Source organism: Geomonas propionica, from assembly GCF_016458235.1.
GTDB lineage: Bacteria > Desulfobacterota > Desulfuromonadia > Geobacterales > Geobacteraceae > Geomonas > Geomonas propionica.
In genome coordinates this window covers 341668-361710 of sequence record NZ_JAEMHK010000001.1, presented here as the reverse complement: position 1 = coordinate 361710, position 20043 = coordinate 341668, and the positions used below count along the sequence as shown (strand labels likewise).

Here is a 20043-nt window from a genome sequence, read left to right as displayed (position 1 = left end):
CTAAGGCTTAACTAAAGCCGCGATGCGAGCATCGCAAAGCTCGATCCATTCCTTACCCGGCGACCAGATCCCGCCCACGGCGTAGAAAGAGCTGCGCAGGGCACGATAAGCGATCAGCGCCCGAGCCTTGTCGTGATTGGCCTCGGCCATCTGCCCAAGTTCCCAGAGTTTCTGGGCACTGCGCGGCACGATGGAGCTTCCCGGGGTGTACATGTGGATCGCCGCCTCGTAGCCGGCCACCGCCGCCGGGAAGTCCCCGGACGCCGTCCCCTTTTCGCCCTTGTCGAACTGCACGTACTGCCGGTACAGCGCGTTGCCCCAGAGCAGGACCAGGGAAATCACCGCGATTGCCGCGACATTTACCGCTATTGTTTTGACCTTTTCCATGTCTTTTCTGTTTCCTGTGGCTTGAGGGTTATCCCTTGAAGAAGTTCGGAGCGACGACGAGCAGCGTGCCGAGCAGGGCGAGCACCACACCCAAGAGAACAGCTGCGGCCGCGACGACGTTGAGCGGCGAGCGCAGCCGGTGCGCGGCGGGGAGCCCCCATGAGATCAGGCCGACCCCGCAAAGGGCCAGCACCAGGTAAACCATGACCATCCTATTCAACCTCCAGCTTTGCTGCGATAGCCGTGCGTACCCGTTCCAGGAGTTCGGCTTCCGGGACACCCGCGACCTCTATGGGCGCCGCGAAGCTGATCCTGATTGTTCCGGGTCTCAACTCGATGCGGTTGCGCGGGTTTATGGCCCGGCTGCCGTTGATGGTGAAGGGTACAATGGGAACGCCGGCCTTGACCGCCAGCAAGAAGGCGCCGCGCTTGAAGGGGAGCAGGGCCCCGTCCTTGGTGCGGGTTCCCTCGGGGAAAATGACCACGCTCGCCCCTGCGGCGATCCGCTGCGCCGCCTGGTTCATGCTCTTCAGCGCCTTTCTGCCGTCGCTTCTGTCCAGCGGAATGTAGCCCGCCCGGCGCATGGCGGCGCCGAAGACCGGCACCCGGAAAAGCTCTTCCTTGGCGACCCACGAGAACAGGCGCGGGATGGCGCGGGTCAGGGCGAGGATGTCGAAGTTCCCCTGGTGGTTCCCCATGTAGATCACCGGCCCCTCGCTCGGGACCAGCTCCAGCCCGTCCACTTCGACCCTGATCCGGGCCGCCCAGAGGGAACCGAAGCTCCAGACTCTGGCGCAGGCGTGTCCCGCCCGTCCGGAGGAGTCGAAAAGGCCGCCGATGACGGCGGCGAGGCTGCACAACAACGTGTACGGAACGAAGAAAAGAAGGTAGATACGAGCTCTCAGCATGACCGGTTACGTTACTTTTTTTTACGATGAGAGTCAAACAATATCGCTTGCCATGAAGCCGCGATTTCTATACACTTCCCCAATTCAAAACGCGACGCGAACGAAATGACAGTTAGTAAAAGTTGGCGTCAAAAATCGGCAGTAAAAGTTAGTGTCATCCCATAACGTCCTAAAAATCACGTCAGATTCTCCTCGTCTGCTACTCATTTAGCTCTCCACTCAATTGCTGTGAACTACAAAGATACGTTAAGTCGAGGCCACGGCAGTAAACTCTGCTTGCTTGGTGCGAACTAATAGTAAAAGTTGGTGTCAAAATTGGATTGTAAAAGTTAGTGTCAAATCACCCCTGGCCGGGATTCGCCGTTCGCGATATTCCGAAACCTTTTGTCACACGCCGAGGGCTGGCGAAAAGCGCCTCGCACGACAAAGGTAATGCACGTTTCCCACCAAGGGGCCGATCAAGGCGCTCGCCCCTCTCGACTACGCAGGCCGCAAACAGGGAATGAACCTTGCGCCAACTTCAGCACCGGCAAGAGGCACATCGCCAACCGCTCCCGCTCAATGGTTGCCTGATAATGATCGGCCCTGATGATCTTTACCGGAACACTCCTCTCAGTCGCATTGCTGAAAGAGTGTCCACCTCCGGACCATAACGCGGTAACGAGTCTCGCATCTACTGGCCAGGCATACCCCATCAACAAACACTGAGATTGCAGATGCCGCATAAAGGCCATCACTACTACATACGGTTCCGGTTCTGCAATCACGAGCTAAAGGATGCTTCTCCCATACTGCCTCTGTCAGAACGCTGAATTTCGGTATTTCAGATATACGAGCTCAACCATTAACCAAATTTAAGCAGATTGACTACCACATTTTTATGTGCAATAACCGGTGTCATTGGCAACGGCGGCGGCCATATTTCATAACGACTGGTGCTGTCTCAGGCGCAGGTGCCTCATATTGTGCCTAGGACGGCTGAGGAGCATCTGCACCTATGTCTATTATTTCTTTTCCCGAAGATGTGTGGGTGAGCGGCGCCGGCCTTGAAGATATCTTCACCAGGGCGCATTTTACCATCCTCAATAGCAGACGATTGAAATTCGATATCGCACCTGGGACCAAGATCCTCATTGATGCTGCAGTTATCTTCCTTAGCCTGTTAAATCAGCTGGTCTATGACGGAAAGGCCATTATCCTGGACTTTACTTCACAAGATTCCAATGTTATGGGCTATCTTGACAGGATGGGTTTTTTTGACAACCTTGATACCAACATCACTGTTCTTCCTGCCAGGCCAGCTTTTTCTAAAGCCAAGATTTTTGGTCGGTCTAACCTTAGCGTTGTAGAGATAGCCGCAATAGATTTTGCTGACTATGACGAACTTCCATCCAGATTAGCGGATGCACTGGAAAACAAGTGCAAAAAGCTCAGTAAGGCTTCTTTTACGATATTTGGCGAGCTAATCGACAACGTCTTTGAGCATAGTTCTACCGACTTGAGAGCATTTGCAGCATTGCAAGCCTACAAAAACGGGGTTAAGGTAATCGTATCTGACAGTGGCGAAGGTTTACTCGAGACCCTGCGGCCACAACTACCTAAGAAGTATGCTAAGTGCTCCGACATCGATGTCATATTACAAGCTTTTGAAAACGGTCTCTCAAGATTCGGGGAAGATAGCGGCCGTGGGTGCGGGTTGGCGACCTGCGCACAGAAAGCGGTGCAGTACCATGGCAATCTTGAGGTTCGCCTCTCTACCTCCCGAGTAAACTTACTGCCGTCCTCCGGCAACGGCTATACCCCAAATACCGCGTATTGCTACAGCCATCTTCTGCCTATTAGAGGAACACATATCTCTTTTGATTTCCCGCTTGACGAATGAATTAATTTCTGCTTCAATGTTGACCATGAACCAGCTCCTTTGTGAAATCCGACTTGCTGAGTATATGAACGGGCCTGACGGATGGGGCAATATGCAGGGACGTGAGGTCGGTGCACGCCTGCAGGCCTTTGCGCAAAAGCAGGGCTCTGACATCTTCAAAATATCTTTTGCTGGTGTGAATCGTACAGACGCTTCTTTTTCGCGCGAGAGTATAGTCGAAATCGCCTGCAGATATCGCGGCAAAAAGGGTTTTGCCATTCACGATCTCTTCGACGCAGATATGATCGAAAACCTCGAATCAGCAGCTTTAAGGAAAAACCAACCACTTTTTATCTGGAACGATGATTCCTGGCAGATAGCCGGACCAAAGCCAAGTCGGGGTAGCGAGGATGTTTTGGTTTATGCTCTATCAACAACCGAAGTCACAGCCTCTGGAGTTTCCGTTGCTTTGAACCTAAAGCTGACGAACGCAAGCACAAAGCTGAAACAACTGTGGGAAGGCGGTTACATCATGAGAAAGGAGGAAGTTGCTCCATCAGGGGGTATCGAATTTATCTATTATAGAATCAAGTAAAAAAAATTTGCCGTCTCGTTTTGCTCGTTCACTGAATCAGATAAAAAGGTTGCCGTTCAACGGAGGGACAGACATGATTAGATCAACCATTGCATCAGCTGGACGTAATTTGAAAACTATAAACATCACAGCTAGGGAGGAAGATGGGACTATTGAGACAAGAGAAGCAGAACCGTACAGTTATCGGATGAAGGGAGGGCATGAGCTGTTTTACTGTTACGACATAGCCAAGCAGGGAATCAGGAGCTTCGTTGTCAGCAGGATTATCACAGTACAGCAAACCGAAACGTCCTTCATCCCGCGTTGGCCAGTGGAGGTGTGATCACCTGATCATGCCGTCGCTGGATAACCATCAACTCGTTCACCGCTCAAGCAGCATAAAAACACCTACGGGTACCGGAGGTAGAAAATATGTCTAAAAAATATCATTTCAAGATCGAAAACGTACCGTATGAATGGGACCGGCAGATGATCACCGAAGAGGAAATACGCGCAGTTGGGCCTGGAATCCCAGAAACTATGGACCTGTTCGTGAAAGTTGCAGGGAAGCCTGGAAGGCTTGTCGAGAGCGGGGAGTCTTTCGATCTGTCTGATCCTGGCATCGAAAAGTTCTACTCCCAAGAGTCCAGCTCTGAAGCAGGCGGTCTGTAATGGCGCTCCTTCACGACGAGGATTATCGCATCCTCAATGAATCTGGCCTTCTATACGAAGAGGGGGAAGCTGATCGCTTCCTGGTCATAAAAAACTTCCCCCTCTCGCCTGGCTTCTATGTCGACTCTGCTAGCGAGCCTATCGATCTGCTAGAGATTCTTTGGATCGTACCGTCCGATTACAATACAAGTGGTGGTGACATGTTCTGGGTCTATCCAGAATTTCGACGTGCTGACAATAAGCCTATTCCTAATGTGGGTGGTGATCCGCGGATTTTCAATGGCAAACAATACAGTCGGTGGTCACGTCACTGGAAGGCGGAAACTTGGAAACCAAAAACGGATAACATTGAGAAGGTGCTGGCTCGAATCGAGTGGGCACTGAAAAAACCGGACGCAAACCTATGAACAAACCACGCATTACGTTACTAGGCAGTCAGGATCGGAAGCTTCGGCAATGGCTTTCCAGCCACCCATATGGCCACGAACGCGGAGCCATCGTTCTTTTTCGTAAACTAGGCCGAGCTGTAGCAGACCTGCCTGGTTCTGATCGGTTCTTAGCAGTAGACATAATTCCGCTGACTGAAGAGTGGGTTCTCGAAAGCTCACCGACCCAACTCCGCATTAATATGCGGCTCCTGCCAGAGGTCTTTTTCCGGTGTGAGAAAGAGAATCTTGAGCTCGGTTTTGTTCACGGACATCCCCCTGCGGCGTTGGGGTTCTCTCCAAAAGACGATATCAACGAGCTGAATATTTTGCAGGGCCTTTCAGGCTGTAACGGCCCGTGCTCATTTCTTGTGGCGATGGTGTTATCCGACGGCCACTGGCTTGCAAGGGTTCGTCAAGGTCTCCCCCCACGGGACGTTATTTCGGCACGCCACATTTGTGTCCTTTCTGACAAGATCGAACTCCATGGAATCGTTATGCCTGACGAACCTGACGAAATCTTAAAACGTCAGGAGGCCGCATTTGGCAAACCTTTCAATTCCAAACTGCAATCTCTTCGCGTGGCTGTCGTCGGTGCTGGCGGTACAGGCTCCCCCGTTGCAACTCTTTTGGCACGTGCAGGTGTCGGAGAGCTGATCATCATTGATGGCGATGATCTCGACAAAACGAACCTGAATCGGGTCCGTGGATACCGAGCAGCTGACGAAGGGAAAAAGAAAGCTCTTTTGCTAAAGACTTTCATAGACAGCTTGGAACTGAACGTTTCCGTTTCCGCAATTGATCAATTCCTGGATGCAGCAAAGGCCCTAGACGCGCTTTCCACTGCTGATGTGATTTTCGGTTGTACTGACGATGTCGCAGGCAGGAACCTTATGAACCAAGCCCTTTACTACCACGCCCAACTCCTAATAGACTGCGGGTTGACCGGTCGCGTCGATACATCAGTAGACGGAACCCCTTTCTTGCGTGATCACCGAGGACGGGTTAGCTGTATCTTACCTGAAGCAGGTGCTTGCCTTCGCTGCCAACGTGTGGTGACAGACGAAAAATTGGCATATGAAGACGCTGTGAAAAAAAGGCCAGAGTTGGCGAAACTTGACCCGATAACTCTGAAGCGTGATTACTACCTGATAGGGGGCGGCGAACAGGCTCCCGGCGTGGGACCTTTTACAAGTGCGACAGCAGATAACGCTGTAGCAACATTTATGGACTTAATCAAACCCTATCGGCAACTATCACCAGATCTACGTCAAGATAATATCTGGATCGACTTTGTGCATATGACCATCCACAGTAACCAACCCGTTGACAATTCTGATTGCGTCTACTGTCGGACTCACGACTTGCTCCTACGCCCGGAGGGTAAGTACCGCTTAGAAATCCCCAGACTAGGTGAGATCTATGCCCCTAAGTAAGTGGTGGAATCGGTTAAGTGACATTTTCAGCAGTAAGAAAAATCAGAAAGGTGATCGGCCAGGGCTTCGTTTCGCCTCACTGACAGTCGTGGAGAAAACACCGCCCAATGACTCCATTGGTGAGAAGGATTTTGTTGCAGTAGTGTACCAGGAACATCCTTATTGGGCATTATTCAGGTGCCCTTGTGGATGCGGCAGCGTTATATCTCTCTCGTTGCAAGAAATTCACAACCCGCGATGGAGGGTAACGATAACAGGTGCGGGCAGGCCCACTCTGCATCCGTCCATCTGGCGAAATACTGGTTGCTGCAGCCACTTTTGGATCAAAGACGGCTATGTTCATTGGTGTAGTAACTCGGGGATTGCACCTTGGGTTGCCGAGCCTGAATACTACTCTAAACGACATTAACGAATCTCACCTCCGTCAAGCATCCTCTCAACTTTTACCAACTTTATTTCCCGCCCTGTCCTGGATGACAGCCCGTCTAATTATTCGTGATGGACCTGCAGAGCGTGACGACCGATGTCATGCCCTTCCTGTGTTCACCATATCAGGGCGAGGAACACGCCCCTCTCAGCCGGGGGCCAGAAACTGTCCGGGAGGGCCAGGGACATGATGCCCTCCTGCAGCAGGTAAATGGCGGCGGCAGGGTCCGCTCCGGCATCACTGTCGGGCAGGCGCTTACGAAACCCAGGCATTTGGACCGTTCGGGGGTTACTCCTTTTCTGAAACGGCGGGATCAAGGAGGCTGCCACCATCTGGGACCGCGCCATCACTTAAGAAGGACTCAATCGTCCTTCGATTAATCAGCTGAAGAGATTTGTCTTATTTCACGATCTTAGGACCCTCACCCCGTACAGAAGAAAAGACTAGGCCCTCACGGCCCGGGTGGCGCCTTTCAAGTTGGCTTGGATTGTTGAGTCATGGAATGACTGCCTCACCACTGGCAGGATTCTCAGCGAGGCATCTTCGAGATGGGCTTTCCAGGTAGAAGACGGTATGCACCTAGAAGGACGCGGCGCCAGCAGAGAATCGAGATAACAGCAGAAGAACAGGTACCGATTTTATGACTCAGCACAGAAACGACCTATCGTCGACATCGCAGCCTATTTCGTGGACGCTTGAGAGTATGAATTCTCGGTTACGATGCAGCACTTTAAGTTCTAAGTCCGCTACACGGCGTAGTCTGTTTGCTGATATTGGTGTTCCTGTCCGTTTCATCTCGTTTATCGCCCAGTATAACCGCCGTTTGTGGAAGCTGTCTCGGTCCTCTAGTTTTTTTGATAGAATTTCGCCTACTTTCGGGAAGCGTGAGGAATCGGCTCGATATTTCGTAAAAATCGAGCAAGACTGAAGGGCAGAACTTGCAGTGATGAAAACAGGCTTTCGGCCCTTATTGTATTCATTTGCAAAATAAACTTCGAGCTCTAAAGCCTTTGTCGTGTCTAGGGCAGCCCAATCCACCCTTTTGCTGCGAGACACACCTGTCGCCCTTGCTCGCTTTACTTGCGATTGGAAAAATTCCTTATCGTGTCTGATTAAGTAATCGTAAGAGCCTGGAGCTAATTTTTGAAAGTCACTGCGTGACAAGTCACTGTTGTCACGGACCAGCTTCTGTAGGATTTCACGATGTTTCTTGAGGGGCTGACTTGCATTGATTACCTTTCGAGGCGTGGACCGCTTTTCGGCCATCTCTTCCGATCGCTGGAGTTCAAACTCCCTGACAGAATTGAAATAAGCCCCCACCAGGAGCAGGTAAAGTATTGTCGGCCGTTGTCCGCGATCTCCATAAAAAAACCTGCGAATCCAAGAAGCTGGCTCACCCTTTGTAAACACATCAATGTTCAGCAACCGAAGAGCATCTTCTCCAAAAAACTCCATTATTTTGTTTGCGACACTGCGGTAATCGACTGTGCCAAGTCTATTGGTTGCCTCGGCCACGGCCTTGCGTCCGAGCTTAGCAACCGGATCACTTTGTGTGCCTAAAGAGGTGAGAAGGTGAGCACTCTGCTCAGCTAACCATAAGAGCGAAGGAGGTGGAGGACCTTCCATCGAGACCGCTTGGAGAGGCTCTATACCTGAATCACAATTGCATTCTCCAGCAAGTGTCAGGGAGTTATTTCGGAGCGGATACTCGCCGCACCGATTGCATCCGTGGTAAAGAACCCGCCTGTGCCTCCAACAAACATAAACGCCAGGAAGTTGGTGCTCGCGACGAAAATACGGAAATCCGTTCTCGTTAATTCCTTCCTCAATGCAGGCGGGGCAAAAACGCGGCGCGGCCATGATGTTGACAGGATATTTGGAAAGCCCCATACCCAACCCAATCGGTTGGGTCACGTCAGTCGAGGCTACTTTTGCTTCGAACTCGGCCCGTTTCGATGCTGGCATGAAGTAGGCCAGGTAGGGAAACATGCTGTGCTGCCTAATAACATTTAGTGGATCGCTAAACGGATGTTTTTTGTGAAGATTCGCCGCCATTGTCGGGAGGTAGGCGGGCAGCGCTGCAAGGAGCCGCGACTTCAGCCTCTGTCCCGTGAGATCTTGAACGATTGCATCAGCGGGAAAGCCTGACGTCGCCTTGCAGCGCGTAAAGAGGGAGAATAGGGTTTCTCCCTCCGCGGGAACCGGAAACGATGGAAAATGACGACAGGCCCTGAGACTATCCATTGAGAATATCGTCCATTTTAACGTATTGCTCTTGATCGCTCATCAGTTCCTGACGTAACTCGGCAACTTTTTCTGGGGACCTCTTTTTCTTTCGCGCAGGGGAAGATGTTTGCTCGGAAGCAGCGGTTGCTGCAACGGCTTGTTCTTCGGCTTTGCGGACTTCGTCCATTCTACAATCGGCAAAATTTGTGACTTCGTTTGCTGCACTAAAATAGAGATCGTCGAATCTGGCAATCTGTACCGGATCTTTAGACCGTAAGGCATCCAGAGCCGCATGGAGTGGTTTCATTTGCTCCTGGTAGACATCCTCCACCAGGTCTTGGTCAATGCGCTCTTCCCCTCCGATAGCCGCCATCTGACAGTTAATGAAAAGAGTAAGAAGAATCCCCGTGACTCCTTGTGTCAGGGTGTACAGTAACTTGCACATATCATCAGAAAATTCTATGGGGTCTTTTACCCATTGGTAACGCCACATTGCTTTACAGAATTTGTACCAGTCTTCTTCTTCGTGAGACTTTTGTGGGGCAAGCTCCTCGAAACCACCGTCGCAAAACCGTCTCAGAACGCTGATATTCTTATTGTCGAATAAAATTTTCTTGGCTGCCGTTGTCCCGATCAATATGATTGGCACACCTAGCTCATCTCGGAAATTACTGACCATGGCCAGGAATTCCTCCTTGTTAGCGCCCTTTCTCAGGTTCACATTTTGGAGTTCATCTATGACTATCGCGCCGAGGCGCAGGTGTTTCACCGACCGTTTGAGTCCTAGGATGAAGTCGGTGTGCGTTTTATTCTTTGCGAAGATCGGAGCCACTATCTCTTTCTGGAGGAGGTTATCCATTTCGCTGCCGAGGGTCATGCACATGTTTTTCGGCGTCGAATTCACCGGCACGTTTTGCATCAAGTATAAAATTTGTGTATATGGACACGGTCGGCCGTTATATTCACTGTGATCTATAACCTGTGTCCCGATGGCCCTCATTATCGAACGTACCATTGCGGATTTGCCTATGCCTGAAAGTCCAGTGATGAAGGTGACAGTCGATGGCGATGTCGAGCGTTGGTACAGGGACTGCTGACCTTGTGCGGTCAAGGGATTTCGGTCTTTGTATCCACCGACTATGAGACTGTGAATATTCGAGAATATTTGGACATGTTTGTGCGTCGGGAACATAAAGCTTTTGAGCCTGGCGGTACACAGTCTCCGCATTGAACTATCGAGGTCCAACTCTTGTACGTCAAAATCCGGCTTCCGCATAAGCAACTTTGCCTTATCAATCGAATCGGCCGGAAGGGGTTTGAGCACTTCGACAAGTGGGTTGCCGGCAAATTCAGACAAAGGATGCGGGGTATAAACCACTTCGCTCATTCCTCCTCCCAGAGGTCCGCTATTGAGGCTGGAACCGATTTTGTGGCCACGATAGGTTTTTTTTCAACTTCTTTGGGTGTTATCGGTTCAGGAGTTGTTATAGGTAAAAGCTGGTGGGTGGCTTCTAGGCGGAGCGCGATTTTCTCGTCTGCTTTTTGTATCCTGATCGCATAACGACTCTTACCTGTTTTCGCCACTGCTGCCTGCTCCTTCTTCTCTTTCTTCGCTTTGCGGATGACTGCGTTATTATCCTGCCTGTTTCTCACCAATTCGTGGGCGTTCTGCATTTTTACCGCGTCTTCCAAGGTCTCATAATTTTTCCGGAACAGGTCCCACTCGTAAAAAGCCAGCGCCCTCCTCATTATGTTTTGATTCATATTGAACGCTTGTTCCCATGCCGCTGAGAAAGAATTGAAAAAGTAGATCATTTGAGCGTTGTGCTCGTTGTACCGCACCTGAACCTTGTTAGTCTTCATGGATATGATCGCAAGCATCGAACATGTGGGCCTGAAAACATGACTTTTGAATTTTATCCCCTCTTGGTCTGTTGACGCCGTGCCGGGGGAAAGCAGGTAATATTTATAATCGTCTTCCGACATGGTTCGTGTCAGACCCGGCTTGCTCTTCAGCCCCCAAGCGAACAATCCTATCCGCGAGATGCCCTCAACGCCGCTTTCAAAGAACTCCGGTGGAATTCTTTCTGGCGAAACCGGCTGTTTATTGATGGCGATAATCACCTGAATCAGAATCCTCTCCGCTTCGTCTATCGTCAGAACCGCGTCGTCCTTTCCATCCTTCTCTCTACGTTTTCTGTCTTTCGCGTAAGAACCAGCAAGGCTGTAATGGGCTCGCTTGATCTCAGCAAATTTGCTCTCTACCGTCCCCTTCATCTCTGGACACATAGGAGCTGCGATTTCTACCTTTATCCCTGCTTTGGGTACACCAATACTGTTTTCGGCCAGCAACTCGGCCCTATCGCCCATCAAGATGCTCGGAAGATGGTGGCATGGCCAGTCTTTCTCTTCATAGTCGAGGCCCAGTCTTTCGAAAATCTGTCCTTTCCCGCTGAAAGTGTTTGCCAGCGCCGAGGCAGCCACCCTCCAACTCGCATTTTCGAGGGAGAAATAATATCCGACTATTGCGCTCGACCATACATCGACCACTATATACAGTACCGCATTGCCTACCAATTCTGTTCTTGACCACCTTGACACCAACTGTACCTGCAGTTTTGTGGCATCGATTTCAAAACGATGGCCCGGGCCGAGGACGCCGTCAGTTGCCCGCCCCCTTTTCTCTACAGACTCGTCCGGTTGGCGCATCCTCCCTGGAATGGCGATCCGTTTCCCCTTTTCCTTCTCGACAATCCGGATCATGTAGAGAAACTGCCATTTTGTCGGTAGACATTCCTTTGGCAGCAAAATGTCGTCGAGATTTTTTGCTTTCAGGTCTGCACCTTTGCGGTGAAAGTGTTCCTTTAGAGTTTCTGCAAGCGCCTCATAAAACGTGTTTTTTCCGGGGAGATAATGCTTTTCAACTCCGTCCCGTAGGTTTTTCCTGACCTCGGGCAACGGGATATTCCTCCCTTTGAGTACCTTGCTCGTCCCGCGCCGGCCTCGCTTGGCAGTCCCCTCCTCCTGCTCCTGTCCTGGACCTCCTCGTTTATTGAATTGAGGGATGAGTGCAAGATCTGTCTGGCCACCAACGTAGTACGCGTACAACAATCTCCTAATTTTCCTATCTGACACCTTGTGCATTTCGCTCGCCTTCCTTAAAAGGTCCGCCATCGCCGAAGCGCTGAACAGGATGGAATCGTCAAGGTCCATTGAGTAAATGATTACTTTGTTTTTTTCGTATTCTCTGCTCTCCGCTTCGGACAGGCCGTCGGCAACCAGACGTGATAGAGTGTATTGGGCAGGAGTGACATTACCTTGCTCAATCTGAAGAAGGAATTCTGTCAAGGAGACTTTGACAGGGCCACGAAGGGCAGCAGGTTTCGCTTTATCTGATTTTTCAAGCTTCTCTGGAATTGCAATCAAAGCAGCCGCTTCTTCGCCGTCAACAGCAAGAAATCTGCCGAGCCCAACAAAGGGACGTCCTACCCACTTTGCTGAGATCAAAAATACTGCGTTCCTGTCAGGCATTCAGGGCTCCCTCTTCAATTCCAGACGAGATTCACCGGGACAAAGTGATCAATTCGGACGTCGAGGTCCACGGGTAGTCGGCGCAGCCAGACGGCTCGACCGAAAAGACAGAAGGCGACATCCAGGGACAGACCCAATGTTTCCCCGGTTTCGAGGAGAATACAGCTCAAGGTTTTGTGAGGCTCCCATTTCTTCTGAAAGATGACCACAAACTCGCGCAGGTGTGCCATTACCGAATCGATCTCGCACGAGACCATCGCCGTTCGGAGTATGGCCAGATTTTTTGCCCGCAACACACAGATGTCTTTTTCCGTCGACAACACCCACGGGACTCCGCGCCGTTTCCAATACTCTTGCTCGATGCGCAATTTTTCCAACGTCCTTTCCTGGTTGCCATCCGCGCCTTCGACATCGGTCGAGTACTTCACCGAGATTACTGCCAACCCATTATTCTTCAAGGTCAGCACAAGATCCGAAGTCATTACCAACGGGGTCTTCGTGCTGGGGTACATCGGGTGCGCAATTTCGAGATCCCTAGCAATCTCCTGCGTTTCCTCCCACGGCAGCAGCGCATATTGCTCGCGGATATCTACCACATTGGTGGAGAATTCCGCCAGAATGTGGTGGTGGTATTCTATATCGGACAGGTAATGGTGAACTCGGCCCGTCTTGAGCCCTTCGACTATCGCCGATCTTCCCTTCGAAGGGACATCACGGACGTGAAAAAACGGACGGTAGGCCGCACCTTCCCCTTGCCCATAACCCTGGGCTATCCACTTCTTCACAAGCTCAACCGGCGGTCTTCTATTTCTACAACCCATCTTTTACTCCAATATGGTTCCGCTTTTCCATCTTGCCTCCTTCGTTGAACCGTCAGCGTCGAGCGGAACCGGAAGCAGGTCCATTCCCACTGAATTTGCTTCTTTTGTGGGCGCTGAGGCGGACTCTATTTCATTGTCTAGGGGAAATATCGACTTCAGTCACCAGCAAGAATTCATAGCCGTACCGCTCAAGTACCATCTTTTCCATCACGATGCGCTTTGACTGACGGGGGTGCTCAGCGATGGCCCGTGTAACCACGTCTTCCACAACCAGCCGTCCACCAATTCGGAGGACGATGAAGGAAGGGATAATGGACTCTGTTCCATTCTGGACGTCGCACTGAAGGAGAAATGGCGCCTCCTCGTACAGGATAACGTCGGGATCGGCCTCAAGCATGAATGCCCGGTCACGCTCAAGCAGCGTGTTTACCATGACGGCACGGTTACATTTGGCGCTGTGAAACGTGTGGGTATTGCGACGATTCGCCATCGCTGCTTTTCGAGCCTGCACTGCATCGGTGCTCGGCAGGATCATGTGCCAATGCCCAGATAGAGCATGCGGCACAAGGTTTCCGGTTATTTTCCCTTGAATCCCGATCATCCCGTCCCCTCCCTTTCGTTGCGGTAATCAGCCGTCGATTGTTGCTATCTTCCTTACCTTGACTTTGATGCCCACCAGCGCTAAGATTTGTAGCACCAGGGTCCACGTAGCACTCAAGTGCCATTATTTTATCGCAACCAAAAGAACCTCGTCAAGAAAAATTTGTCGCACCTTAGTGCCACAACACAATCAAAGGAGATTATCATGAGCTACCAGGATCTCTTCGATGAGCTTCGTGCTCTCCAGAAGCTCAAAAACAACTGGTATTCCGTGGCCGGTATCGTTAAAGGAGTTAAGGAAGCGGCGGTTCGCACTGCTCATCCCGCTCGGCGGCTACGAGACGCTTCAGAAGCGTCCGGGTACAGTCCGAACACCTTAAATAGAATGATCGTCGTAAGGGATTTTTTTGATGCTGTTAAGGATCTTCTTCCCGAACTGAGCGGTATCGATCCGAACTTTCTTCCGTTTACAACCCTTGAGGTCGTAAAACGACTGCACCAAGTCGATCCTGAGCAGGGGATCCAGATGCTGTTGGAAGTTGTGGCAGGCAGGATGACAATCAGAAAGCTGCGAGAAAAATATGAGTTCACCGTTGCCGACAAGACCGATGTTGCCTCAGCGCATCAGATTGCACGGTTTGAGGTAAAAGATTTTGAAGCTGCTGCCTTAACGGCTTTGCAGGCTTCTGCATCCAAGCTATTCGAGGAACCTTTCGATTTATCTCAGAAACCTTTGAGGTTTCCTCCGATCAGCGTAGTCGGATATAGATCCAGAACCAACAGTTTTACACCGGTCCTCGGCTTCGATTTCTTCCTGACGCGTATCCCTGACCAATCTGTCAACTTAGACCGGCTCCTGCAACGTGTTTTGTCCTATTCTGGATTCTTTACCAGATACTGGGTAATCTTCGCTTCTAATGTCGGGGAGCAACGGATAAGGGATTTCTGCATGATCATGCGAGAATTGAATCGTTTATCGGTTGGTGTCGCTACGCTACCTTGGGGCGACGAAAGGACACGATTGTCTGATGGCGCCGAAGATCTAGAAATCCTCTTGAATCCGATGGGTGATCCAGCACCAGACTGGCGCCAGATGTTCGCCGCTGTTCAGGATTTTCGGAGTAGCATGAACAGGCCTCGCAGTTGAAACCACTATCCAGATGAACCCAGCGCGGCAATCATGGTGGGATACTGATGAGGCAGGGCTACCTGGTAGAGTTCTTATAACAGCAGATGGACACCGTACCTGAGGAGAAAGCCATGCCTAAATCAGCAGAGATCTTCAACGCGTGTCTTGGGGGAATCTGGCAAACGCCAGGCGTAACAGTGCAGCCGTCAATAAATCTTTCCCGATGGAGAGTCGTGGAGATTGCCGATGGCCCGAAAAGAAGTGAAAGGTACCTGATCGGGTATAACAAGGACGATGGTGAAGGACGAGTCAGTACGCGATTGTTGGATTTGATGAATCGGTTGGGCAGTGCATAACTAAATCTGGCTGAGTTTATAGGCTGTTGGGGCCTTTTGGGTATGCCCCCGATGGCGACTATGTGTGGCGGATATGACAGGCGGCTAATAATATCTCTGTTATTCGTGATATATCTTCGTCCTACGACAAGGCAGGTGCAGAGTAAGCACCCGCTCACGCGGCATGGCTACATCTCTGGCCGAACTTTCATGCTCACTGGCCCCGTCGGGGCACGATCAAGACGAAGAGCGCTTTTGGGTCTTCTGGACGCATTCGCGAAAAAAAGCGGCGGCGGGAGGTCTCTACCCATGCCGAGCTTTTCTCGTTGATCGATGATGAGGAGAGAACGGAGACTACGAAACCTTAGAAAAAGATCGTATCCACGAGAGGGCTTTGGTGAAAGAGCTTGTCGATCTGCACAATCCAGAAACACGGAGAAGGGGCTGTAATGATCAGCATCTACGGCGAAAACTATCCAGGCGAAACGAAGCCCGCCGATGGTCCGCGCCTCACTCTCATGACGGAATGGATCGAGACAAACGTAAGGAACCTGCGTGCATCCCTGCTTTTCATGGAACACGCGCCCACATTGCTGCCTGTAACCGGAGGTGAGCTCGTCCTCGAGATCGATGGCGTCGTGATTGATTCGGGCCTACTTCCAAAGTGTGGCGCTGACCACCTGAAGCGGTGCGGTCGCTGGCTCAATGATGTTCAGCGTATCCGGGCGATCTCCACAGTGCCACGCCCGGTCTTCGGTCTTTAAGTGAACTCAGCCAATCTTATCTTTCGGATAGTAGATGGGATTTATCATCTGGATTCTGATACAGGGGCGCTGATCGCGCATGTAGGTGATTACCCCATACGTCCTCGCACGAGGCCAATGGTCATCCCACCTTGCCGACTCACCCTTTTGTCGCTCCATCGTCAGTGCCCACCCACCCTTGCCCGTCCAAACGCTCCCCCGGCCTTGAGACGTAAAAAAACAGTTGACACTCTGTAGACGACCGGTCTATTTTAACCGCTATGGACAAGAAGAACACGAAAGAAGAAATCATTTCCGTTGGAACAGGCTTGATTGCCCTTCATGGTTACAACGCCACGGGTATTGACGCGGTTTTGAAGCAGGTCGGAGTGCCGAAAGGGTCGTTCTATCACTACTTCAGTAGCAAGGAAGAATTCGGCTTGGCAGTGATCGACCGTTTTGCCGAGCGCTACGACCAGAAACTCGACACCTTTCTGAACGATGAGGACGTAACTCCCCGGAATCGCATCCGCAATTATCTGGAGCACGGGCTAGCAAACCTTACCCAGAATCAGTGCTCCAAAGGGTGTCTAATCGGCAACCTTGGTCAGGAATTGGCCGATCAGAACGAGCGCTTCCGTACCCGCCTCGATGAAATTTTCCGTTCATGGAAGCAGCGTTTTGCCGCCTGTCTACATGAGGCGCAGCAGGTTGGCGAATTGGCGCAAGACGCTGATCCCGCCGTCATTGGCGGGTTCATTCTCTCGGGATGGGAGGGGGCGATCCTCCGGGCCAAGGTGATGAAGTCGCCTCAGCCTCTAAGGGATTTCATCGACACCCTTTTTGCCACAGTGCTGCGCAGCTAAAATTTTTTTGGCCATTTACTAGACGACCGGTCTATTAGTGGGCTATCCACAACAAAGGAGAAATTATGAAAGTAGTGGCGTTTAACGGCAGCCCCAACAAAGAAGGCAATACTTGGCAAGCGCTGAAGATGGTAACAGCGGAACTTGAAAAGGAGGGGATAGAGACCGAGATCGTGCATGTCGGCAACAAGACCATCAGAGGCTGCGCTGCCTGCTACCAGTGCGTGAAGAAAAAGAATGAGCAGTGCGTACTGCCTGGTGATGAGGTCAACGAATGGATTCAGAAGATGAAGCAGGCGGATGGCGTCATCCTGGGCTCCCCGGTGCATTTCTCCGCCATCGGCGGGACGATGAAAGCGTTCCTGGATCGTGCCTTCTTCGTTACCAGTGTCAACGATAGCATGCTGCGCCACAAGGTCGGAACCGCAGTAGTTGCGGTGCGGAGGTCCGGCGGCCTGCCGACGTTTGACCAGCTGAATAACTTTCTGAATTACGCAGAAATGCTGATTCCGGCTTCAAACTACTGGAACGTGATTCATGGCCGAATTCCGGGAGAGGTGAGCCAGGACACTGAGGGTGTTCAGATCATGCGGGTCCTGGGGAAGAACATGGCCTGGCTGATGAAACTCGCGGAACATGGCAAAGAGGCCATTACTCCGCCGGAACGGGAAGCCAAAACCTTTTTCAACTTCATCCACTGAAAACATATTGAAAGGAGTTCGAAGTGAAAAAGACAGTTTTATGGATTCTTCTCCTTCTAGCTGCAGTTGTCCTGCCCGGGCGCGTTTTTGCAGAATCGAAGCAGATCCTGATGGTTGTCACAAGCGCCAATCAAATTCGGGAAGGAAAGCCGACAGGATTATGGCTTGAGGAGTTTGCTGTCCCCTACCTGGCATTCAAGGAAGCAGGGTTGGAAGTTACGGTAGCCAGTATTAAGGGGGGGGAGGCGCCGATTGACCCACGAAGCATGGAGGACAAGATTAAGGGACGGCAGTGGTCGAAAGTTATCAGCATCCTGAAAGCGACAGCACCACTGGCCAAGGTGGACTCGACGAAGTATGACGCCATCTTTCTTCCCGGCGGGCATGGTGCCATGTTCGACTTGCCAGCAGATAACAATCTCAAGGGCCTCCTGGACCAATTCGCCAAGGCCAACAAGGTCATTGCTGCTGTCTGCCATGGTCCCGCAGGCTTTGTGGGAGCAAAGAAAGCGGATGGATCACCGCTGGTTGCAGGCTTGACGGTCACCGCCTTCACCGATGCCGAAGAAAAGGCCTTACATCTTGACAAGGAAATGCCTTTCCTGCTCGAAACAAGACTGAGAGAAGAGCGGGCAAATTTTATAGCGGGAGAGAAATGGGGCGCCCATGTCGAGGTGGATGGGAGAATGGTGACCGGACAAAACCCGGCTTCCAGTGAAGGTGTGGCGAAGGCGGTCATTAAACTGCTCAAGTAGCCATCAGGAAATATCACCGTGCGCTCACTGCGAAACAGTAAGCGGGCAAAGGAGACAACACGATGAAGGCATTAGGATGGATCGGGCTTGGACACATGGGAGTTCCCATGGCCACGAACTTGCTACAGGCAGGGCACAGGGTAAGCACCTACAACCGCTCTCGCGACAAGGCGACGACCCTGAAAGAGGCCGGCGCTGCGGAACTCAACTCGCCAAGGGAAATCGTTGAACAATCGGACATCGTGTTCATTATGCTGTCCGACTCACACGCGATACGCTCCGTATTAACCCAGGCCGATGGTGTGCTTGAGGCGGTGACCCCAGGCAAGGTGATCGTGAACATGAGCACCATTGCACCTGAAGATGCCGTTGAGTTCGCGAGACTTGTGTCCGAGGGAGGCGGGCGGTACGTGGATGCGCCGGTTTCCGGCTCAGTGGGCGCGGCAAAGGCGGGGCAATTGGTCATACTGGCCGGAGGACAGGAGATCGCCATTGAGGCTGCCCAAGCCTATTTCGACATTCTCGGCAAGGAAACCATCCGCTTCGGAGCAACCGGAACGGGGAGTTCGGCAAAATTGGCGATCAATCTCCTCTTGGGTATCATGGGGCAGGGGATTGGTGAGGCCGTGCTGCTCGCGGAAAAATCGGGTGTTGCTAAGGAGAAATTCCTGGAACTGATTTCAAAATCAGCCCTGAACAGCCCCTTCTTTCAGATGAAAAAGGATATGTACGTCAACGATAATTTTCCGGCTGCCTTCGTGGTCGGGTTGATGTCCAAGGATTTGGGGCTAGTCAAGGCGCAGGCCAACCGCCTGGGGACGATTTTGCCGTTAGCCGAAGCAGCCGATACGACCTATCGTAGTGCGAAAGAACACGGCAAGGCCGCATTGGATATGGCGGCAGTTTACCAAGAGCTAAGAGAGCAAAGCGAAGTCAAATATGTTCACCAAGAAGGAGAGTATGAAATGAGCGATATCATCTGGCCCGAACAGTACCTGCCGGGCACAACCGACAACTATGTTTCAAATGAGATCATCGTGGCTGGCCTAACTGCGGCCGAAGTCTGGCCATTCCTCAACAACACCTCGGCTTGGCCGGCCTACTACAGCAACGCCTCGGAGATCCGCTTTCACGATGGCACAGGCCCCGAACTGAGCCAGGGTGCGCGTTTCCGTTTCACCACCTTCGGTTTCCCTGTTGAGGCGGAAGTCACAGAGTACGAGCCGCCCGCTGCAGGCAAGCCTGCGCGAGTGGCCTGGCATGGCTGGGTGGAGGGGGATGCCGAGACGAGGTTAGACGTGCACCATGCCTGGCTGTTCGAGGACCTTCCTGGAGGCCGGGTTAGGATATTGACACAGGAAACACAGATCGGCAAGCCGGCTCAGGATCTGGCCCGGACAAAGCCAAATCCCATGCTCAATGCACACCAAGAGTGGATCGATGGGTTGGCAAACGCGTCGGCTTGATCATAGCTGGTGGGGAGAATTCTGCCAGCCGCGCCACTTCTACTGTGCCCCGGTCTACTTCACCCACTGAAACAATCGAGTAGGAGGCGGAATCAACTCCCGCCGACTTCCCACTCACCTACCATGCGGTTCCGACACGACTGTTCATGTTGTAAGGTGGTGGTAGCAGTGGACCTCGTC

At 51.8% G+C, this 20043-nt stretch carries 21 protein-coding genes; 13 read left to right on the top strand and 8 right to left on the bottom strand.

Going from position 1 to position 20043, the window contains the following annotated elements:
- The 3 genes from JFN90_RS01630 to JFN90_RS01620 are packed head-to-tail and all read right to left on the bottom strand — an operon-like array spanning window position 1 to window position 1295.
- Entirely contained in the window at window positions 1–387 is a 387-nt protein-coding gene (locus JFN90_RS01630) for a hypothetical protein (protein ID WP_199393357.1), read from the bottom strand.
- A gap of 28 nt (window positions 388–415) precedes the next feature.
- Window positions 416–598: a hypothetical protein gene (locus JFN90_RS01625; RefSeq protein WP_199393356.1), complete on the bottom strand. Its 183-nt coding sequence runs from the start codon at window positions 596–598 to the stop codon at window positions 416–418.
- 1 nt (window position 599) lies between these two features.
- On the bottom strand, window positions 600–1295 hold the full coding sequence (locus tag JFN90_RS01620) for a lysophospholipid acyltransferase family protein (RefSeq protein ID WP_199393355.1): 696 nt from the start codon (window positions 1293–1295) through the stop codon (window positions 600–602).
- Between the two features lie 997 nt (window positions 1296–2292).
- Between JFN90_RS01620 and JFN90_RS01615 the strand changes: the two genes are divergently transcribed.
- From JFN90_RS01615 to JFN90_RS22585, 7 genes are all read left to right on the top strand, one after another.
- Window positions 2293–3177 (top strand): ATP-binding protein, encoded by an 885-nt coding sequence (locus tag JFN90_RS01615; protein WP_199393354.1) that lies wholly within the window; start codon window positions 2293–2295, stop codon window positions 3175–3177.
- The gene (locus tag JFN90_RS01610; protein ID WP_199393353.1) at window positions 3167–3751 is read left to right on the top strand and encodes a hypothetical protein; all 585 of its coding nucleotides are present in this window, start codon (window positions 3167–3169) and stop codon (window positions 3749–3751) included. The genes JFN90_RS01615 and JFN90_RS01610 overlap by 11 nt, the downstream gene beginning before the upstream one ends.
- A gap of 73 nt (window positions 3752–3824) precedes the next feature.
- Window positions 3825–4073, top strand: coding sequence for a WYL domain-containing protein (locus JFN90_RS01605; protein ID WP_199393352.1), 249 nt, complete (start codon window positions 3825–3827; stop codon window positions 4071–4073).
- Between the two features lie 89 nt (window positions 4074–4162).
- Entirely contained in the window at window positions 4163–4402 is a 240-nt protein-coding gene (locus tag JFN90_RS01600) for a multiubiquitin domain-containing protein (protein ID WP_199393351.1), read from the top strand.
- Window positions 4402–4809: an E2/UBC family protein gene (locus JFN90_RS01595; RefSeq protein ID WP_199393350.1), complete on the top strand. Its 408-nt coding sequence runs from the start codon at window positions 4402–4404 to the stop codon at window positions 4807–4809. Before JFN90_RS01600 ends, JFN90_RS01595 begins: the two co-directional genes overlap by 1 nt.
- Window positions 4806–6263, top strand: a complete 1458-nt coding sequence (locus JFN90_RS01590) for a HesA/MoeB/ThiF family protein (RefSeq protein WP_199393349.1) — start codon at window positions 4806–4808, stop codon at window positions 6261–6263. The genes JFN90_RS01595 and JFN90_RS01590 overlap by 4 nt, the downstream gene beginning before the upstream one ends.
- Entirely contained in the window at window positions 6250–6672 is a 423-nt protein-coding gene (locus JFN90_RS22585) for a DUF6527 family protein (protein ID WP_407931909.1), read from the top strand. The genes JFN90_RS01590 and JFN90_RS22585 overlap by 14 nt, the downstream gene beginning before the upstream one ends.
- A gap of 663 nt (window positions 6673–7335) precedes the next feature.
- Here the strand turns inward: JFN90_RS22585 and JFN90_RS01585 are convergent.
- From JFN90_RS01585 to JFN90_RS01565, 5 genes are all read right to left on the bottom strand, one after another.
- Window positions 7336–8934 (bottom strand): TnsD family Tn7-like transposition protein, encoded by a 1599-nt coding sequence (locus tag JFN90_RS01585; RefSeq protein ID WP_199393348.1) that lies wholly within the window; start codon window positions 8932–8934, stop codon window positions 7336–7338.
- On the bottom strand, window positions 8927–10303 hold the full coding sequence (locus tag JFN90_RS01580; RefSeq protein WP_199393347.1) for an AAA family ATPase: 1377 nt from the start codon (window positions 10301–10303) through the stop codon (window positions 8927–8929). Before JFN90_RS01580 ends, JFN90_RS01585 begins: the two co-directional genes overlap by 8 nt.
- Window positions 10300–12447 carry a hypothetical protein gene (locus tag JFN90_RS01575; protein WP_199393346.1) on the bottom strand — a complete coding sequence of 716 codons (2148 nt, stop codon included), beginning with the start codon at window positions 12445–12447 and terminating at the stop codon, window positions 10300–10302. Before JFN90_RS01575 ends, JFN90_RS01580 begins: the two co-directional genes overlap by 4 nt.
- Before the next feature lie 14 nt (window positions 12448–12461).
- Window positions 12462–13232, bottom strand: coding sequence for a TnsA endonuclease N-terminal domain-containing protein (locus JFN90_RS01570; protein ID WP_199393345.1), 771 nt, complete (start codon window positions 13230–13232; stop codon window positions 12462–12464).
- Between the two features lie 166 nt (window positions 13233–13398).
- Window positions 13399–13869: a hypothetical protein gene (locus JFN90_RS01565; protein WP_199393344.1), complete on the bottom strand. Its 471-nt coding sequence runs from the start codon at window positions 13867–13869 to the stop codon at window positions 13399–13401.
- Between the two features lie 204 nt (window positions 13870–14073).
- Between JFN90_RS01565 and JFN90_RS01560 the strand changes: the two genes are divergently transcribed.
- The 6 genes from JFN90_RS01560 (at window position 14074) to JFN90_RS22670 (ending at window position 19863) form a co-directional block, all read left to right on the top strand.
- Complete coding sequence (locus JFN90_RS01560; RefSeq protein ID WP_199393343.1) at window positions 14074–15015, top strand: hypothetical protein; 942 nt, start codon at window positions 14074–14076, stop codon at window positions 15013–15015.
- A gap of 766 nt (window positions 15016–15781) precedes the next feature.
- Window positions 15782–16096, top strand: a complete 315-nt coding sequence (locus JFN90_RS01555) for a hypothetical protein (protein WP_199393342.1) — start codon at window positions 15782–15784, stop codon at window positions 16094–16096.
- Window positions 16097–16356: 260 nt separating this feature from the next.
- Window positions 16357–16941, top strand: a complete 585-nt coding sequence (locus JFN90_RS01550; RefSeq protein WP_199393341.1) for a TetR/AcrR family transcriptional regulator — start codon at window positions 16357–16359, stop codon at window positions 16939–16941.
- A 65-nt stretch (window positions 16942–17006) separates the two neighbouring features.
- Entirely contained in the window at window positions 17007–17642 is a 636-nt protein-coding gene (locus tag JFN90_RS01545; protein ID WP_199393340.1) for a flavodoxin family protein, read from the top strand.
- Between the two features lie 23 nt (window positions 17643–17665).
- Window positions 17666–18397, top strand: coding sequence for a type 1 glutamine amidotransferase domain-containing protein (locus JFN90_RS01540; RefSeq protein ID WP_199393339.1), 732 nt, complete (start codon window positions 17666–17668; stop codon window positions 18395–18397).
- A gap of 62 nt (window positions 18398–18459) precedes the next feature.
- Window positions 18460–19863, top strand: coding sequence for an NAD(P)-binding domain-containing protein (locus tag JFN90_RS22670; RefSeq protein ID WP_199393338.1), 1404 nt, complete (start codon window positions 18460–18462; stop codon window positions 19861–19863).
- Window positions 19864–20043 lie beyond the last annotated feature (180 nt).

Excerpts from the sequence above, each read along its gene's own strand:
- JFN90_RS01630 (WP_199393357.1), bottom strand. The coding sequence starts at position 387 with ATGGAAAAGGTCAAAACAATAGCGGTAAATGTCGCGGCAATCGCGGTG.
- JFN90_RS01625 (WP_199393356.1), bottom strand. The coding sequence starts at position 598 with ATGGTCATGGTTTACCTGGTGCTGGCCCTTTGCGGGGTCGGCCTGATC.
- JFN90_RS01620 (WP_199393355.1), bottom strand. The coding sequence starts at position 1,295 with ATGCTGAGAGCTCGTATCTACCTTCTTTTCTTCGTTCCGTACACGTTG.
- JFN90_RS01615 (WP_199393354.1), top strand. The coding sequence starts at position 2,293 with ATGTCTATTATTTCTTTTCCCGAAGATGTGTGGGTGAGCGGCGCCGGC.
- JFN90_RS01605 (WP_199393352.1), top strand. The coding sequence starts at position 3,825 with ATGATTAGATCAACCATTGCATCAGCTGGACGTAATTTGAAAACTATA.
- JFN90_RS01600 (WP_199393351.1), top strand. The coding sequence starts at position 4,163 with ATGTCTAAAAAATATCATTTCAAGATCGAAAACGTACCGTATGAATGG.
- JFN90_RS01595 (WP_199393350.1), top strand. The coding sequence starts at position 4,402 with ATGGCGCTCCTTCACGACGAGGATTATCGCATCCTCAATGAATCTGGC.
- JFN90_RS01590 (WP_199393349.1), top strand. The coding sequence starts at position 4,806 with ATGAACAAACCACGCATTACGTTACTAGGCAGTCAGGATCGGAAGCTT.
- JFN90_RS22585 (WP_407931909.1), top strand. The coding sequence starts at position 6,250 with ATGCCCCTAAGTAAGTGGTGGAATCGGTTAAGTGACATTTTCAGCAGT.
- JFN90_RS01585 (WP_199393348.1), bottom strand. The coding sequence starts at position 8,934 with ATGGATAGTCTCAGGGCCTGTCGTCATTTTCCATCGTTTCCGGTTCCC.
- JFN90_RS01580 (WP_199393347.1), bottom strand. The coding sequence starts at position 10,303 with ATGAGCGAAGTGGTTTATACCCCGCATCCTTTGTCTGAATTTGCCGGC.
- JFN90_RS01575 (WP_199393346.1), bottom strand. The coding sequence starts at position 12,447 with ATGCCTGACAGGAACGCAGTATTTTTGATCTCAGCAAAGTGGGTAGGA.
- JFN90_RS01565 (WP_199393344.1), bottom strand. The coding sequence starts at position 13,869 with ATGATCGGGATTCAAGGGAAAATAACCGGAAACCTTGTGCCGCATGCT.
- JFN90_RS01560 (WP_199393343.1), top strand. The coding sequence starts at position 14,074 with ATGAGCTACCAGGATCTCTTCGATGAGCTTCGTGCTCTCCAGAAGCTC.
- JFN90_RS01555 (WP_199393342.1), top strand. The coding sequence starts at position 15,782 with ATGATCAGCATCTACGGCGAAAACTATCCAGGCGAAACGAAGCCCGCC.
- JFN90_RS01550 (WP_199393341.1), top strand. The coding sequence starts at position 16,357 with ATGGACAAGAAGAACACGAAAGAAGAAATCATTTCCGTTGGAACAGGC.
- JFN90_RS01545 (WP_199393340.1), top strand. The coding sequence starts at position 17,007 with ATGAAAGTAGTGGCGTTTAACGGCAGCCCCAACAAAGAAGGCAATACT.
- JFN90_RS22670 (WP_199393338.1), top strand. The coding sequence starts at position 18,460 with ATGAAGGCATTAGGATGGATCGGGCTTGGACACATGGGAGTTCCCATG.